Consider the following 14798-nt stretch of genomic DNA (forward strand, 5'->3'; position numbering starts at 1 on the left):
CCATAAACGCTGTGCCCATGAACAGTGTTCCCGTGAACTCCAGCGCGCCGCTCGTCGGCCTGGTCATGGGCAGCGACTCCGACTTCACCGTCATGAGTGCCGCCGCGCAGACCCTCAAGGACTTCGGGGTGGCGCACGAGGTGCAGGTCGTCTCTGCGCACCGCACCCCCGAGAAGATGCTCGACTATGGCCGCAACGCGCAGGCCCGTGGCCTCAAGGTGATCATCGCTGGAGCCGGAGGAGCAGCGCACCTGCCCGGTATGCTCGCCGCCATGACCACGCTGCCCGTGGTCGGGGTTCCTGTTCCGCTCGGACTGCTCGACGGCCTCGACTCGCTGCTGTCGATCGTGCAGATGCCGGCCGGCGTGCCGGTCGCGACCGTGTCGATCGGCGGGGCCAAGAACGCCGCGCTCATCGCGATCAAGATTCTCGCCACGAGCGATGACGCGCTACGCGTGAAGCTCGAAGACTATTCCGTCGCACTCGCCGACCTGGTCGAGCAGAAGAACCGGGACCTCCAAGAGCGATTATGAGCAGTGTGACTGACCCGATCCGGCACCCGAATTCCGGCTCCACGCGCATCATGACGACGCGTGCGTGGTGGTTGGTCGTACTCAATTTCGTGCTCCCCGGTTCGGCGCAGGTACTCGCCGGCAATCGACGACTCGGCCGGTTCGGCCTCGGCGCCACGCTCATCCTGGTGGCCTCGGCAATCGTCGCCGGGGCTGTCTACCTGTTCTGGCCCGCGGCCGTGCTCACGGTGTTCACGAGCACGATCGGCCTTTGGGTCGCCGCCGCAGTGCTCGCGTTCTACGCGCTCACCTGGCTCGTGCTCACCGTCAACACCCTCAGCCTGATCAACCTGCTGAAAGCCGCGCCCGGCGCCCGCCCGCTGATCGCCGCCTTCTCCGCGGCCCTCATGGTCGTCGTTTGCGGCACGGCTGGCTATGGCGCCTTCGTCGCAACCTCGGCGAGCGGATTCCTCTCCTCCGTCTTCGTCGCCGGTCCGAGTGAACCGCCGGTCAATGGCCGCTACAACATCCTGCTGCTCGGCGGGGACGCCGGCGCTGACCGGGACGGCCTGCGCCCCGACAGCCTTTCCGTGGTCAGCATCGACGCCACGACCGGCCAGGCCACGACCATCAGCCTGCCGCGCAACCTCGAGGACGTGCCGTTCTCGGCCGGTTCCTCGCTCGGCGCGCTGTACCCCGAGGGATACGGATCGATCGACGGATGCGACGTGTCGGCGTGCATGCTTAACTCCATTTTCACCGAAGCCGAGCTCAAACGCCCCGAGTACTACCCGAATGCCGTGGCCGAAGGCAGTTCCCCGGGAATTCAGGCCACCCTCGAGGCCGCGCAGGGCATCACCGGGCTCACCATTCAGTACTACGTGCTGATCGACATGCAGGGGTTCTCTGACCTCATCGACGCACTCGGTGGCGTCGACATCACAGTTTCTGAGCGCCTTCCCATCGGTGGCGACGAGCAGCTCAATGAGGTCGAAGGCTGGATCGAGGTCGGCCCGCAACACATGGATGGCACCACGGCCACCTGGTATGCACGGTCACGACACACGACCAGCGACTACGACCGCATGGGCCGCCAAACTCAGTTGCAGGAAGCTCTGCTGGCGCAGTTCAACCCGGCAAACGTGCTCACCAAATTTCAGGGTATCGCCGCTGCCGGTTCTAAGGTGATCAAGACGGATGTTCCCCAGGGCATGTTGGGCTACTTCGTCACCCTGGCCGCCAAGACCAAGGAACTACCGGTGATCTCGGTGCCGCTGATTCCCGAGAACGGCGTCGACCCCGAAGACCCCGACTACGCCGTCATCCAGGCCATGGTCGCCGCAGTCCTGGCTCCCGCGCCCACCGTCACCCCGGCTCCATGACCCCGACGAGTCGCCACGCCTGATCTTCCGGCGTCGCGCACGCCAGATCCGGCATGTGCGCCCAGACGCTCTGCGTGGCAGGCCGTGAGCGCTGGCAGCCGCTGGCAGCCGCTGGCAGCCGCTGGCAGCCCTGCTGCAGTGTGCGACCGCGCGACCGTGCCGCGTCTCTCGTGATTGCCGAAGCGGATGGCTACGTGTGTTATAAGTCGGCGTGCAGCTGCCACACCCGTTCGGCGGAGTCGCGCCAGCTGAAGGCGCGTGAGCGGTCTCCACCGTGCACCGTCACGCGGCTCCGCAGCACGCTGTCGCCGAGCACCCGGTTGATCGTTTCGGTGAGACGCGCAGGGTGCTCTTTGGTGTTTGATCGCTCGACCGCGACGCCGGCATCACCGGCGGCTTCGAGCAGTGCTGGGGCGTCGGAGTGAACGACCGGAATGCCGAGGTGGAATGCCTCGATGATCGGCAGTGCGAAGCCTTCTTCCAGTCTGGGATAGACGAAAATGCACGCCCGGGCAATCACCACGGCCAGGTCGGAATCGCTCAGGCCCGACAGCGCGCACGCGCGCCCCGGTGCGAGCCCGGCCTCATCGGCAACCGAAGCTAGGTCGAGCTCGCCCCAGGTGTCCGGACCGAGCGCGATCAGCGGCAGGTCGGGCGCATTCGGCAGCCCGAACGCCGCGATCAGCAACGTCACGGCCTTGCGTGGGTCAAGCGACCCGGAGGTCAGAATGTACTGCAACGGGCGGCCCAGCTCCTGCACGCGCTCTTCCACGATGGGAATGGCCGGCAACACGAGCCCGCGCCCCACTGCCCCGCCGATCACGCGCACCCGGTCGCCCAGGTCTATAATCTCGGTTAGTTGCCTCGCCACAGCATGGCTCGGCACCACCGATGGCATCGGCGTGCTTGCGGGCGCGCTTCAGCATGCCTTTTGTCCAGGCCACGGTCGTTGGCGTCAGCGACGATGGATGCGTCCACGCCAGTACATCGCGCCGGGTCACTGCAATCTGGGTGCCGTCGTGGGCACGGTTGTGGCGGTCCAGGGGAGCGAGAAGTCCCGGTGCGTGGATCAGGCCGGTGCCGGCCGATGCAGTTACGCCCAGTGCCCAAGCTGTTGCCAACTCGCGGCGGGACAGCGTCGTCTTGTGCAGGTTGGCCAGGCCCGGCAGGGCGGCCTCAATGAGTTCCTACTGTGCGGCGGGCGCGGTGGCCGTCAGTGCGCGCGTGAGTTCCTCGGTGTAACGTCCGACGCCGCCCGGAACCGGGGCGACCATCTGGTCGACGACTACCCGCAGAGTGATCATGCTGTCTCGAAAACCCCCGCGGCGAAAGCTTCGGCCTGGGCCGACTGCCAGCTGCGCATCGGCTCAAGCCCGGCGGCCGCCCAATTGGCGTGGCCGAGCACGGAGTACGCGGGCCTGGGCGCCGGCAGAACAAACGCCGAGCTGTCGGTCGGCAGCACGCGTTCCGGGTCAAGTCCGGCCAGGGCGAACACGTCGCGGGCCTGGTCGAACTTCGAAGCGACCCCGGAGTTCGTGCCGTGGTAGATACCGGCGGGCGCGTCGGAGTCGAGCAGCAACACGATCTGGGCGGCGAGGTCCAACGTCCAGGTGGGCTGGCCGACCTGGTCGTTGACGACGTTCAGCGTGTCGCGCGTGCCAGCGGCCTTGAGCATGGTCTTGGCGAAGTTCGGACCGTTCTTGCCGTACAACCAGGCCGTGCGCACGATGTAGCTGCGGGCGCCGTTCTCGGCGAGCACGAAGTCTTCACCGGCCGCCTTCGTGCGGCCGTAGGCCGAGATCGGGCTGTGCGCGGTGTCCTCGGCGTAGGGCCTGGTCGCGCTGCCGTCAAAGACGTAGTCCGTCGAGATCTGCACCAGTTTCGCCCCCACAGCGGATGCCGCTCCTGCCAGATTGCGCGGCCCCACCGCGTTGATCTGGTAGGCATCGTCTTGGTTTGTCTCGGCGTCGTCGACCTTGGTGTACGCAGCGCAGTTGATGATGACGTCATGCTCCGTAGCGGCGGCCATCACCGCGTGAAGGTCGGTCACATCGAGCTCACGTCGGCCGAGGGCCGTCAGGTCGCGTCCGGCCAGCGCCGTCTGCAGGTCGCGCCCCAGCATGCCGGTGGCTCCGGTGATCAAATACCGTGTCATATCAGCGCCGCTCGAGTCGTGACGGAGTGCAGTTGCCTGCAGGGGTTACAAGTCCGCATGCAATTGCCAGACCCGCTCTGCTGAGTCGCGCCAGCTGTACGCCTTCGCACGGTCCAGGCCACGCAGGCGCAGGGCGGCCCGCAGCTCGCGATCGTTGACCGCGCGCGCCACGGCCGCCGCCAGGCGTTCCGGATACCCAGCGGCATCGTTCAGTGCCACAATCTGCCCGGCCTCTCCCGCAACTTCGACGAGTGCGGGAGCGTCGCTGTGCACCACGGGGGTGCCGAAACTCATCGCCTCAAGCAGGGGAAGCCCGAATCCCTCGGCCTGGCTCGGGTACACGAATACGCTTGCGCGCGAAAGAATGAGCGCGAGGTCGCTGTCACTCACGAAACCCAGGGCGCGCACCCGTCCTTCGGCCAGCCCTGCCTCGTCGGCTACAGCGGCCACGTCCAGTTCTCCCCAGCCCTGCGGCCCGACGATGAGCAAGGGCAGGTCGGGGGCACCGGGCAGTCCGAGCCCGGTGATGAGGGCGGTCAGTCCCTTGCGCGGTTCGAGCGTGCCGACCGTCAGAATGAACTCGCTGGGCAGCTGGAGTTCAGCAGCTCGCTCATCTGCGTTCAGCGGAAGACGTAATTCGCTGCTGACGGCACCGCCGATCACGCGTATGCGGTCCCCGAAATCGATAATCTCCGACAGTGCGCGGGCGACGGCGTGGGTGGGAACGATGATCGCGTCGGCGTGCTTTCTGGCTCGTTTCGCCATCGCTTTGTGCCAGGTGACACCGTGCGGAGTCAGGGTTTCCGGGTGCGTCCACGGCACAACGTCATGAATGGTGACGGCGACCTGATTCTGGTCTGTGGCGCGATCGTGCCGTCGTAGGGGCGCCAGCAGGCTTGGCGCGTGTACCATGCCCCCTCCGGGCAGGGAGGTCAGCCCCAATTGCCAGGCCGCGGCGAGTTCCCGGCGCGGCAGCGTCGTCTTGAACAAGCTCGCCAGGCCGGGCAATCGTTCCAAAACCGAGGCATACTTCTCGGGAGTCGACGCACACACCACACCTTCGACGCTGCAGTCGTCGGGGGCAGTCGCGATCAGCTGGCGCGTGATTTCTTCTGTATAGCGCCCGATGCCGCCTGGTACAGGTGAGAGCATCTGTTCCACGATCACGCGCAGTGTCGTCATTTACGTCTCATCTCCGATGAAAGTTCGAGCGTGCACGGCGCAGGGGCCGGGTGACACGGGTCATGTCAGCTGAGCGCCGCACGAGCCTTGAGCGGTTCCCACCACTCGCGGTTGTCGCGGTACCACTGGACCACCTCGGCGAGGCCCTGGTCGAACGGAACCTCGGGGGCATAACCCAATTCGGCCTGTATCTTGCTGATGTCCACCGAATAACGTAGGTCGTGGCCGAGCCGGTCGGTGACGCGGTCAACGTAAGACCAATCCTTGCCGGTCGAGTCGAGGAGCAGCTGGGTGAGCTCCCTATTGGTCAGCTCGGTTCCTCCGCCGATGTTGTAGATTTCGCCGGCGCGGCCGCCCACGAGCACCATCGCAATGGCGCGGGTGTGGTCGTCAACGTGCAGCCAATCGCGAATGTTGTTGCCTTCGCCGTAAAGCGGAACGTGCAGGTCGTCAATGAGGTTACTCACGAAGAGGGGAATGACCTTTTCGGGGAAGTGGTACGGACCGTAATTGTTCGAGCAACGTGTGATCGACACGTTGAGGCCGTGCGTGCGGTGGTAGCTGCGGGCGAGCAGATCGCTGCCGGCCTTCGACGCGGAGTAGGGGGAGTTGGGCTCTAGCGCCCGCTCCTCGTTCCAGGAGCCTTCGGCGATAGACCCGTAGACCTCGTCAGTGGAGACGTGCACAAACCGTGCGAGCTTGTGGCGCAGCGCCGCGTCGAGCAGTTGTTGGGTTCCGAGTACGTTGGTTTCCACGAAGATCGTCGAGTCCATCACGGAGCGGTCAACGTGCGACTCGGCGGCGAAGTGCACCACCGCGTCGAGCCCGGGAAACAAGGTGTCGAGCAGTGTGCCGTCGCGAATGTCACCGTGCACAAAGCTGTAGCGCGGAGAATCGGCGATCGGGGCGAGGTTTGCGAGGTTGCCCGAGTAGGTCAATGCGTCGAGCACGACAACTTCGGCACCTTCTAGGCCCGGGTATTTGTCTTCAATCGTGCGTCGCACAAAATTGGAGCCGATAAAACCGGCGCCGCCGGTGACGAGGATCTTCATCTAAAAGGTACCGTTCCATTGACTGAGGGGACCCGGTGATTCTACCGGATCTTTCGTAGCGGCTTCGGCGGCACTGGTCAATGCGTCTTGTTGCGTTGTTGGAATCGCGAACGTACCCAGAGACCGGCCGTGATGGCTTTCCGCAGAGGCCACAGAAGTACACCGCTGTACTTGCGTGAGAGGAATTGATTGGCGCTCTCGTGATGTGCAGCGAGCATGCGGGTCGACTCGGTTTGGGTCGAATGGGCGCCGGTGTGGGTGACGGCCGCGACGGGCTCGTAAATGCAGCGGTACCCCGCCTTTTGGAGCCGGTACCCCAGGTCGACATCTTCAAAATACATGAAGTAAGTGTCGTCGAAACCGTTCAGTTCCTCGAAGACTGAGCCACGGATCAAGAGACAGGCGCCCGACAACCAGCCACTCTCGCGACGGTGGGGTTCACCCTTGGTTCCCTGGAGGTACCGGCGCGTCCAGGGGTTTGAGGTCCAGATATTTGCGAAGAGAGCATGCCCCAAACCCGTTCGAATTGAAGGCAGGGCACGCGCCGACGGGTAGGTGGTTCCGTCAGCGTTCAGAATGCGGGGTCCGACGGCGCCGATGGACGGATCGGAATCGCCGACAGCGCGAAGGATATCGATGGAATCGGGCGCCAGCACAAGGTCGGGATTGCAGACCAGAACCCAGGCCGGTGTTTCGCCGAGGCTTGCAAAACCGGCATTGATGCCGTGACCGTAGCCATGATTTTGATCGCGAAGATACTCCGCTCCGTATTCGGCGGCGATGGCATGTGCTTCACTGCCGAGCGGTTTGTTGTCGACCACGACGATGCGGAGTGGCTGTGCGCTCGCGGCGGCGACGCTGGCCAGGAACGGCCGGAGGACATCGTCTGATCCGTGACTTACCGTAACCACAGCGATCATGACGTCGAGACTTCCTCGACGTTCGAGATAGCGCGATCGCGAGTATGTCCGAGTCTCATGCGTGCAGGTACCGTTCCGATCGAGAAGAAGTCGTGTCAATTCTACCGGCACAGTCACTGTGTAGACTTCTGGGGGTGCAGATCCGTGAACTCAAGATCCCAGATGCCTACGAATTGACCCCGAAACAACACGCGGATGACCGAGGGCTGTTTCTCGAGTGGTATCGGTTCGACCGTCTTGAGGAGACCATTGGTCACGCACTCGACCTTCGCCAGGCGAACCTGTCGGTTTCGCGCAAGGGCGTAGTACGCGGCATCCACTTTGCGAGCATCCCTCGCGGCCAGGCTAAATACGTGACCGCCGTTTCTGGTGCTGTGCTCGACTATGTCATTGACATTCGAGTGGGTTCGCCCACCTTCGGCCAGTGGGATTCCGTGCTCCTCGATGACGTCGAGCATCGCAGTGTGTATCTGGCCGAAGGGCTGGGGCATGCGTTTGTAGCACTGACCGACAATGCGACCGTCACCTACCTGGTCTCCGACACCTTCAACCCCACACGCGAGCACGGTATCAACCCACTCGATTCGGACGTCGCCCTGGTCTTCCCGCTGGAAGCGGGGGTGCCATTGCTTTCAGAGAAAGACACTGACGGGCCCTCGCTGATGGAGGCGCAGTCGCTTGGGCTCCTCCCGACCTGGGCGGAATCGCGGGCCTTTTACGAATCGCTCAACGGATCATCGATAGGAAAGGCGTGACATGCGCGGGATAATTCTGGCTGGGGGGTCGGGAACCCGGCTGTGGCCGATAACTAAAGGCATCTCCAAGCAGCTCATGCCGATATATGACAAGCCGATGGTCTACTACCCCCTGGCAACGCTCATGATGGCGGGCATCCGGGAAGTTCTCATTATTACGACGCCGGAATATGCCAGCCAGTTCCGCGCTCTGTTCGGGGATGGGTCCGAATTGGGTCTTGCCATTCAGTATGCGGTGCAGGCGTCCCCGGACGGGCTCGCGCAGGCGTTCACCATCGGCGAAGAATTCATCGGAGACGACAGCGTCGCCCTGGTTCTCGGCGACAACATCTTCCACGGTGCCGGCCTTGGAACGGCCTTGCGGGGCAATGCGGGGATTGACGGGGCGCTCATCTTCGCGTATCACGTTGCCGAGCCGGCTGCCTACGGAGTCGTAGAGTTCGACGGAGAATTCCGGGCCGTGTCCATTGAAGAGAAGCCCGCCGTTCCCAAGAGCAATTACGCCGTTCCGGGTCTCTATTTCTACGACAATTCTGTCGTTCAGATCGCCAAGTCGATCAAGCCGAGTGCCCGCGGTGAACTTGAAATTTCAACGATCAATCAGGAGTACCTCGACCGCGGAAAACTCCGCGTTCAGGTTCTCGACAGAGGCACAGCCTGGCTCGACACCGGAACGTTTGAATCCATGATGCAGGCAAGTGAGTACGTACGCGTCATCGAAGACCGCCAGGGTTTCAAGATCGGATGCATTGAGGAAATCGCGTGGCGCGCGGGCTGGATCGACGATGCCCAGCTGGAACTCCTGGCAGCTCCACTCAACAAGAGTGGCTACGGCAAGTACTTGACGGCCCTCCTCGCTAGTATTAAGGGCTGAGTCGGGGACGTCGTCTGACGCTACGGAGCGTTGGAAGTGCCGCGCTGAATGCCGGCGAGAATGTCCATCATTGTTGCCGTGATTCCCGAGGGGAGACTTTCCTGCTCTCGATCGTCGAGGTCTGTCCACACGACGGAATCGAGACGCAGGTCGAGGGCCTGAAGTGCGGCGGCCGCCGATGATCCGAGCATCACCCGCGGATGACCCTTCGAGAGCACGCGGAAATATCCGAGCAGCGAACTGATCGTGACCGCGCGACCTGAAATCAGGTTCTTCGTTGCTTGAATCGTGCCGCGCTTTGCCGTCACCTCCAGCGCACGCAAGGTGGAGTCCGCGATGAGGGCTGCGCAGTCCGTGACAAAGATATAGTCGCGTAGGGTATCCAAAGGAACGTAGATCGAGGTGGGCGGTCCGGTGTACTGTGCGCGAGCGACGTGGGAGATGAGTCCCTGCATCTTGTCGAGTCTCTGGCCGGGCCCGTAGAGGTTTGAAATGCGTCCACTCAGACTCGATACCCCCGACCGGCGCGAGAACTCTTCGAGAATTGCTTCACCGTGCAACTTGAAATGACCGTATGGAGAGATGGGGACGGGCATCGTGAGCTCGGTGAAGGGGGGATTCGCCGATCCGCCATAGACGCCACCGGCCGACGATGCGAAAAAGATGCAGCCCCTTCGGGCGAGGGGATGCCCCTTCACGCTGCGTTCGATCGCACTGAGTACCACTCTAAACTGTCGGAGTTCCTCCGTCATCGCCTCAGCAGGACTCGACGTGACCACGGTGCCGGCCGCCCAGAAAACGGCCCACCCGCCACCGACTGTGCTGGCCTGGTGCAACAGCTCCCGCATGCCGCGTTCTGCGGCCTGTTCGAGGAGGCTGTCGTCATTCCACGGCAGCGATGGCTGCTCTATTCGAAGCCAGTTCGACCCGCTCTCGAGCTGCCTGGTCGTCGCCCGACCGAGCATTCCGCGAGCGCCAATAACCCACGCGGCAGCCGTCACGACACGTGCTGGTGACGCCGACCGAGTGGCCCGTGCGAGGGATCGGTTGTGATGAGGTAGGGCGGTTTGCCCATCGCCATGTTGACATTGACTCCGATGTACTCGGCGATCACGCCGAGCGAGAACAGTACTGCGCCTGAGCTCAACAGAACGATGACGATGGTTGACGCCCAACCTTCCGGCACGACGTTCCCGAACAGCCGGGAGAGCCCGATCACCATTGCAAGCGCGGCGCCGATCAGGCCGATAGCGACTCCAAGAATGCTGACGAACCGAAGCGCACGTGTGCCGCTGGAGAGAATCATGCTCCAGAAATGAGAGAAGAGTCGGCGAGCGGAATATCCGGAACGACGGTCTCCTTCGCCACGGAGTCGCACGGGCGAGGTGACCACCTTTCCGGCGACCCATCCCATGGCAACATCAAGATAGACCCCGGACCCGGAGTAGGCTGCGACGCTGCGACCGATATTTCCGAGGATGAGTCGGTAGCTTTGATAGTCGGGCGCGTTCGAGCCTGTGAACAACTTCGTCAGTAGCCATTTCGCCCCAGACGAGGCCGAGTTGCGGAGATATCCGTGTGGCGCGGGGTTCGTCGGCTTGGCGTACACCACGGATGCCTGCTCACGCATGGCTGTGTCGAGAAGCCCGCCAATCTCGGCCGGGTCATGCTGCCCATCTTCATCGAGGGTCACGATCCATTCGCTTCCCGAGGACGCCATTCCAGCAAGGGTCGCGGCATGCTGGCCATAATTACGGCTCAACCAGATTGGCCGGACAAAGTCGTACTGGTCACTCAACTCACGCATGATGCGCGGAGATTCGTCGGGACCATTGTCGCATACCAGGAGAACCTCGCGCACCAGGTACCCATAACCGTCCGGCGAATTCGTGACATTGGTGAGGAATTGTAACTCGGCGATGAGAGCGGGCAAGGTCTGCTCGCCCTGGTAGACCGGAATGACGACGGAGATTTCGTGCGGTCGTTCTGGGGTCACATTGTCACTTGGATTCGGTTCTGTAGGCACAATGCCAATTTAGCACGCGGGCTTTGGGCAGCAGGGTCTGACGCTGGTGCCGGAACGGATGTTTTACGGCGCGGTCTGCGGGAGGACTGCCGGTAAACTAAGTTATCTCTGTTCCGACTTGCGGGAACGATCAGAGCCGGCGGGATTGCCGGTGTCAGGGTTCACGAGCTGTCCAAAGGAAGGATTCGACGCGTATGTCTAACCCATCGAATCTACGTCCACGACTGCAGACCACGCTGGACAGCTTGAAGAGGCTCACAGGAGTAATCCTTCGCGATCAACGAGTCCGGTTCCTCATCGTCGGCGGCACGAATACCGTGGTCGGGTTTGGCTTGTACACCGGACTGTGGCTGACCATCGGACACGTGATCGGCTATCTGGGGAGTCTGTACGGCTCATATGCGCTCGCCAGTCTTTTGGCGTTCAATCTTTATCGACGCTTCGTCTTTCACGTCCGGGGCAATGTCCTCGTAGACTTTCTTCGATTTCAGGGCGTCTACGTGGTCTCGTTGGTCATCAATACTGTGTCGTTGCCGTTGCTGGTTGAACTGCTGGGTTGGTCGCCCCTCAGCGCTCAAGCGGTGATTGTCGTTGTCACCACTACTGTCAGCTATGTCGGCCACAAGTTCTTCTCATTCCGTCGTCGCCCGTTACCGTTCGACAGAAGTGCTCCGGATACACCCTCTGTCTAGACGCAGGTGGGTCTTGAAGACCTAGCCGCGATTCGACGCAAGTTTCAGAACCACGTCTTGTTCGAGGTGAATCTCACCTAGGACGGTTTTGGAAACCGGGGTCCCGTTTAGATCTGTGACCTGAACGGTGATCGGATGGTCTCCCGGCTTCGCGGCTAGCGCTACGGTAAACGCCGCTGTGGAACCGGTGTAGTCCTCGCTGAGCACGGATCCGTCGGGGAGGGTGATGGTTGTCCTGCCCTGAGTGACGCTGCTCGTGACCACCATCGAAATCGTCACCTCCACTGCGCTGGACCGCACGTTCACAAGGGCCAATCGAGGATTGGCGTCATTGCTCTGGGCGACAGTCAATCCGTTTTCGTCGAGTGCCGCGTTGAAGTCCGGCGGGAAGGTGAGCATGACCGGTTTGGTGATCAAAGCGAGAAGCTCAGCGCGATCCACGGTAGATCGGCTCGCATCTTGCTCTGCGCGGAAACTCGCAATATCGAAGTAGGCGAAGCGTCCGTTGGGGCTGGTGAAAGCGGATGCTCCGCTCGCTTTCACGATGGCGGCTTCGAGCTCGCGACCGCTGTCGGCGAGTCCGGCTCGATCCACTAAAATCCCGTCCGACCCGGCGGCTGAGGCGAGGACTGCCGTCAGGTCGGTCGGGTACATCGCGAGCTGACCCGGCCAGTCGGTGGTCGGTCTGCCCTTGATCCCGGCGTTCGACCATCGGACGGTGCTCGTATGGAGGTAAGGGATCAGCTGATCGGAGGCAAGAAGACCCGTTGCTGCAGAGCTTTCCGGGAATGGAATGTAGGGGAGAACAAGCACCATCGCGCCAGTGGGAAGAGAGGCCTGAATCGTGCTGAAATATTCGGCATCCGCGGTGTAGGCAGCCTCGTTGCTGGCGTACTCGTCACCCGCGTTACCCGGAGTCTGATCGTAGAACCCGACACCCAGCAGAACAACGGCAAGGAGCGCCGCGACCGTGCGTTGGGTGCGCGGTCCGTGGCCTGAGCCCCATCGTCGCCGAGCCAGGTCGAGAAGAAGGCCCACAATCGCCAGGCAGAGAAGAGCTATGAGAATCGACATCCGGTTCCAGCCGCGCAGGCTGCTCGTGGCAAAAGATATGACGGTCGACAGGCCGCCCAGGGTGGAGAACAGGAAGGCGATGAATACGAGAATTGAAAGGTTTCCGAGCAACGACCATGAGCCGCCAGTTCTGTGCTCCGACGGAATCTTCGTACGCGCCACGATGAGAATGACAATGAGCACGAATGCCGCGACGAGTCCGACGGCGCCGATGACGCCGAGGGCCGGCTGCTCCCCAACAGCCAAATAGAAGGAGTCGTACTGGGCGCGCAGGGCGGCGAGCGGTTCCAGGCGGTGCCCCGGCCACGGCAGCAGGAGTTGCACGAGCTTGAGCGAATAGAATTCGGTCTCAGCGCGACTGCGCTCCAGTCCGGAAAGGTTCTGCCCGTGTTCCTGCTGATACAGAAAATCCGGCAGCATATTTATGATCATGACCGCCACAGTGAGCAGCCCGGCGCCAGCGGCACCCCAGAACACGCGCCAGTTTCGATCCCGGATGAGCACGGCGATGCCCGACATCGCCAGCAGTACCAGAAAGAATATTGAATAGTAGCTCGACGAGGTGCCCAGCAAGGCCAGAAATACAACTGAACGCATCGTCGGGCTCATGATGATACGCACCATGCGGTGCCGAGATTCTCCCCATCCCCAGAGAGGGCGGCGCTGAAAGAGAAGAACGCTCAGCCCCAATGCCAGAGGCACGGTGTAATACGAAGCGAGCCACAGATGGCTCTCGCCGCGTATGAAATGGTATGGGGCCAGGGAATAGAGCACGGCGAGCACGAGGCTCAACGACCGTGAGATGGTGCATACGCGCAGGAACCAGACCGCGGTCAGAGCGGTGAGAATGAAACCGGCGATGTAATACACGTTCATTGCCGTTCCCCAGTCGGACGTGAAGAGACTGAGAAACTTTGCCGCGATCAGGTGCAGGTTATCCGCGGTGGGAAAGTCGCTGTAATGCTGGCCGAAGGGCGCTCCCAGCCGGGGCTGATGTTCATACCAGCCTTCTTCGATCACCGTTTTGAAGTGCGCGCCCACAGGGAGAGCATCTCCTCGGTAGGTGAACGGCACCGACAGGTTCGCACGCCACAACTGCAGGGTTATGATTACCAAAACCGCCGACAGCACCGCTGCCGCCGAGTACAGCAGCACATCGGAACGACGGAGGCGAATCATGTCTCTTCTCGTGACATGCGATTCTTGAGCCAGACATAGCTAACGCGACGCATCAACGCCATTTGCCGTGCCCGCACGTTTCCCAGACGTACGTCGCGTCTAGTCAGGATGTCTGGCCGCGACTTAAGCAGACTCCGATGGAACGCGAGTGCCTGGTCGGACTGTTCCTTGGCGAGTTTGACGCTCCACTGGCTTGTGCTCATGCGAAATGCCGACAGGCTTTCGGGAACGAGGGCAAAATCCCCGTGCTGGAGCACGTTCACATAAGTGGCTTCGTCGATGAGGTACGGTCGTTCCGACTGCCACAGGCCGCTGGCGAAAAGGGTGCTGCGTCGCATGAGTACCGAGGCGGGTTCTCCGAAGATATTCGTTCCGGCACGCACGACCTGGCGGATCGCCGTTGCTCCCGACATGCGTCTGCGCTTGCCCCGGATACCCCAGCGCCGCAGGACCAGGTCGCCGCGAGCATCGATGATGTCCCGCGGTGACGCGACCAGCGCAATTCCTTCCGCGAAGGCCTGAAGCTGAACTTCGATACAGCGCGGATAGAGAATGTCGTCTCCGCAGACCAACTTGATGAACTCGCCCGACGCGCACTCGGTCACCCGATTCCAGTTGCGTATCGCACTGCCGCCGGCAGGAGTCTGCAGCAAGGTCACTCGATCGTCGCTGAGGAAATCCTGCAGGCACTCCCACGTGCCATCCGTTGAACCATGGTCGGCGACAATCACCTCGAGATCGGCATGCGTTTGCCCGAGGACGGACTCGACAGCCGCCCGAATGTACTCCACATTGTTAAATGCAGGAATCACGACTGAAACGGTGCAAGTCACGATAAGCCTGTCTGTGGAAATGGACGATGTAAGCGCGTGCCGAGTCCCATATTAGCGGATGCGCTCACCTCGGCCCGTGGAACGCAGCGTCGGCGCCGGTTAGGCTAGATCGGCGGTACCGGTGAGATGTCGATGTCACCTGTCGAACGTCAACACTGTCAG

The 14798-nt window shown here is 62.2% G+C and carries 14 protein-coding genes; 5 read left to right on the forward strand and 9 right to left on the reverse strand.

Annotated elements, in window-relative coordinates:
• The first annotated feature begins 17 nt into the window (after positions 1-17).
• The gene (gene purE / locus E3T43_RS11060; protein ID WP_134472499.1) at positions 18-533 is read left to right on the forward strand and encodes a 5-(carboxyamino)imidazole ribonucleotide mutase; all 516 of its coding nucleotides are present in this window, start codon (positions 18-20) and stop codon (positions 531-533) included.
• A complete protein-coding gene (locus E3T43_RS11065) occupies positions 530-1894 on the forward strand; it encodes an LCP family protein (RefSeq protein WP_241978944.1) in 1365 nt (454 codons plus the stop codon). The genes purE and E3T43_RS11065 overlap by 4 nt, the downstream gene beginning before the upstream one ends.
• A gap of 199 nt (positions 1895-2093) precedes the next feature.
• Here the strand turns inward: E3T43_RS11065 and E3T43_RS19255 are convergent, their stop codons facing one another.
• From E3T43_RS19255 to E3T43_RS11090, 5 genes are all read right to left on the reverse strand, one after another.
• Positions 2094-2765, reverse strand: a complete 672-nt coding sequence (locus tag E3T43_RS19255) for a glycosyltransferase (RefSeq protein WP_241978945.1) — start codon at positions 2763-2765, stop codon at positions 2094-2096.
• Between the two features lie 429 nt (positions 2766-3194).
• Positions 3195-4049: a dTDP-4-dehydrorhamnose reductase gene (gene rfbD, locus E3T43_RS11075; RefSeq protein WP_134443737.1), complete on the reverse strand. Its 855-nt coding sequence runs from the start codon at positions 4047-4049 to the stop codon at positions 3195-3197.
• 45 nt (positions 4050-4094) lie between these two features.
• Entirely contained in the window at positions 4095-5231 is a 1137-nt protein-coding gene (locus E3T43_RS11080) for a glycosyltransferase family 1 protein (RefSeq protein ID WP_134443736.1), read from the reverse strand.
• Between the two features lie 65 nt (positions 5232-5296).
• Positions 5297-6283 carry a dTDP-glucose 4,6-dehydratase gene (rfbB, locus tag E3T43_RS11085; RefSeq protein WP_134472500.1) on the reverse strand — a complete coding sequence of 329 codons (987 nt, stop codon included), beginning with the start codon at positions 6281-6283 and terminating at the stop codon, positions 5297-5299.
• A gap of 77 nt (positions 6284-6360) precedes the next feature.
• Complete coding sequence (locus E3T43_RS11090; RefSeq protein ID WP_134443734.1) at positions 6361-7203, reverse strand: glycosyltransferase family 2 protein; 843 nt, start codon at positions 7201-7203, stop codon at positions 6361-6363.
• A 134-nt stretch (positions 7204-7337) separates the two neighbouring features.
• On the opposite strand from E3T43_RS11090, the gene E3T43_RS11095 reads away from it, so the two are divergent.
• Both E3T43_RS11095 and rfbA read left to right on the forward strand, forming a co-directional pair.
• A complete protein-coding gene (locus E3T43_RS11095) occupies positions 7338-7958 on the forward strand; it encodes a dTDP-4-dehydrorhamnose 3,5-epimerase family protein (RefSeq protein WP_134472501.1) in 621 nt (206 codons plus the stop codon).
• A 1-nt stretch (position 7959) separates the two neighbouring features.
• On the forward strand, positions 7960-8832 hold the full coding sequence (gene rfbA / locus E3T43_RS11100; protein ID WP_134443732.1) for a glucose-1-phosphate thymidylyltransferase RfbA: 873 nt from the start codon (positions 7960-7962) through the stop codon (positions 8830-8832).
• A gap of 20 nt (positions 8833-8852) precedes the next feature.
• On the opposite strand, the gene E3T43_RS11105 is transcribed toward rfbA, so the two are convergent.
• The gene (locus E3T43_RS11105; protein ID WP_134443731.1) at positions 8853-9833 is read right to left on the reverse strand and encodes an NAD-dependent epimerase/dehydratase family protein; all 981 of its coding nucleotides are present in this window, start codon (positions 9831-9833) and stop codon (positions 8853-8855) included.
• Positions 9830-10828 (reverse strand): glycosyltransferase, encoded by a 999-nt coding sequence (locus E3T43_RS11110; RefSeq protein WP_241978946.1) that lies wholly within the window; start codon positions 10826-10828, stop codon positions 9830-9832. Before E3T43_RS11110 ends, E3T43_RS11105 begins: the two co-directional genes overlap by 4 nt.
• A gap of 224 nt (positions 10829-11052) precedes the next feature.
• Between E3T43_RS11110 and E3T43_RS11115 the strand changes: the two genes are divergently transcribed.
• Positions 11053-11550, forward strand: a complete 498-nt coding sequence (locus E3T43_RS11115) for a GtrA family protein (RefSeq protein WP_134443730.1) — start codon at positions 11053-11055, stop codon at positions 11548-11550.
• Positions 11551-11571: 21 nt separating this feature from the next.
• Here E3T43_RS11115 and E3T43_RS11120 read toward each other — a convergent pair whose 3' ends face one another.
• On the reverse strand, positions 11572-13803 hold the full coding sequence (locus E3T43_RS11120; RefSeq protein WP_134472502.1) for a hypothetical protein: 2232 nt from the start codon (positions 13801-13803) through the stop codon (positions 11572-11574).
• Positions 13800-14615 (reverse strand): glycosyltransferase family 2 protein, encoded by an 816-nt coding sequence (locus E3T43_RS11125; RefSeq protein ID WP_241978947.1) that lies wholly within the window; start codon positions 14613-14615, stop codon positions 13800-13802. The genes E3T43_RS11120 and E3T43_RS11125 overlap by 4 nt, the downstream gene beginning before the upstream one ends.
• Positions 14616-14798: the final 183 nt, after the last annotated feature.

It is taken from the genome of Cryobacterium sp. Hh7 (assembly GCF_004403155.1).
GTDB classification, from domain to species: domain Bacteria; phylum Actinomycetota; class Actinomycetes; order Actinomycetales; family Microbacteriaceae; genus Cryobacterium; species Cryobacterium levicorallinum.

Bases quoted from the DNA above. Each gene is read 5' to 3' on its own strand.
- purE (WP_134472499.1), top strand. From the start codon at position 18: ATGAACAGTGTTCCCGTGAACTCCAGCGCGCCGCTCGTCGGCCTGGTC.
- E3T43_RS11065 (WP_241978944.1), top strand. From the start codon at position 530: ATGAGCAGTGTGACTGACCCGATCCGGCACCCGAATTCCGGCTCCACG.
- rfbD (WP_134443737.1), bottom strand. From the start codon at position 4,049: ATGACACGGTATTTGATCACCGGAGCCACCGGCATGCTGGGGCGCGAC.
- E3T43_RS11080 (WP_134443736.1), bottom strand. From the start codon at position 5,231: ATGACGACACTGCGCGTGATCGTGGAACAGATGCTCTCACCTGTACCA.
- rfbB (WP_134472500.1), bottom strand. From the start codon at position 6,283: ATGAAGATCCTCGTCACCGGCGGCGCCGGTTTTATCGGCTCCAATTTT.
- E3T43_RS11090 (WP_134443734.1), bottom strand. From the start codon at position 7,203: ATGATCGCTGTGGTTACGGTAAGTCACGGATCAGACGATGTCCTCCGG.
- rfbA (WP_134443732.1), top strand. From the start codon at position 7,960: ATGCGCGGGATAATTCTGGCTGGGGGGTCGGGAACCCGGCTGTGGCCG.
- E3T43_RS11115 (WP_134443730.1), top strand. From the start codon at position 11,053: ATGTCTAACCCATCGAATCTACGTCCACGACTGCAGACCACGCTGGAC.
- E3T43_RS11120 (WP_134472502.1), bottom strand. From the start codon at position 13,803: ATGATTCGCCTCCGTCGTTCCGATGTGCTGCTGTACTCGGCGGCAGCG.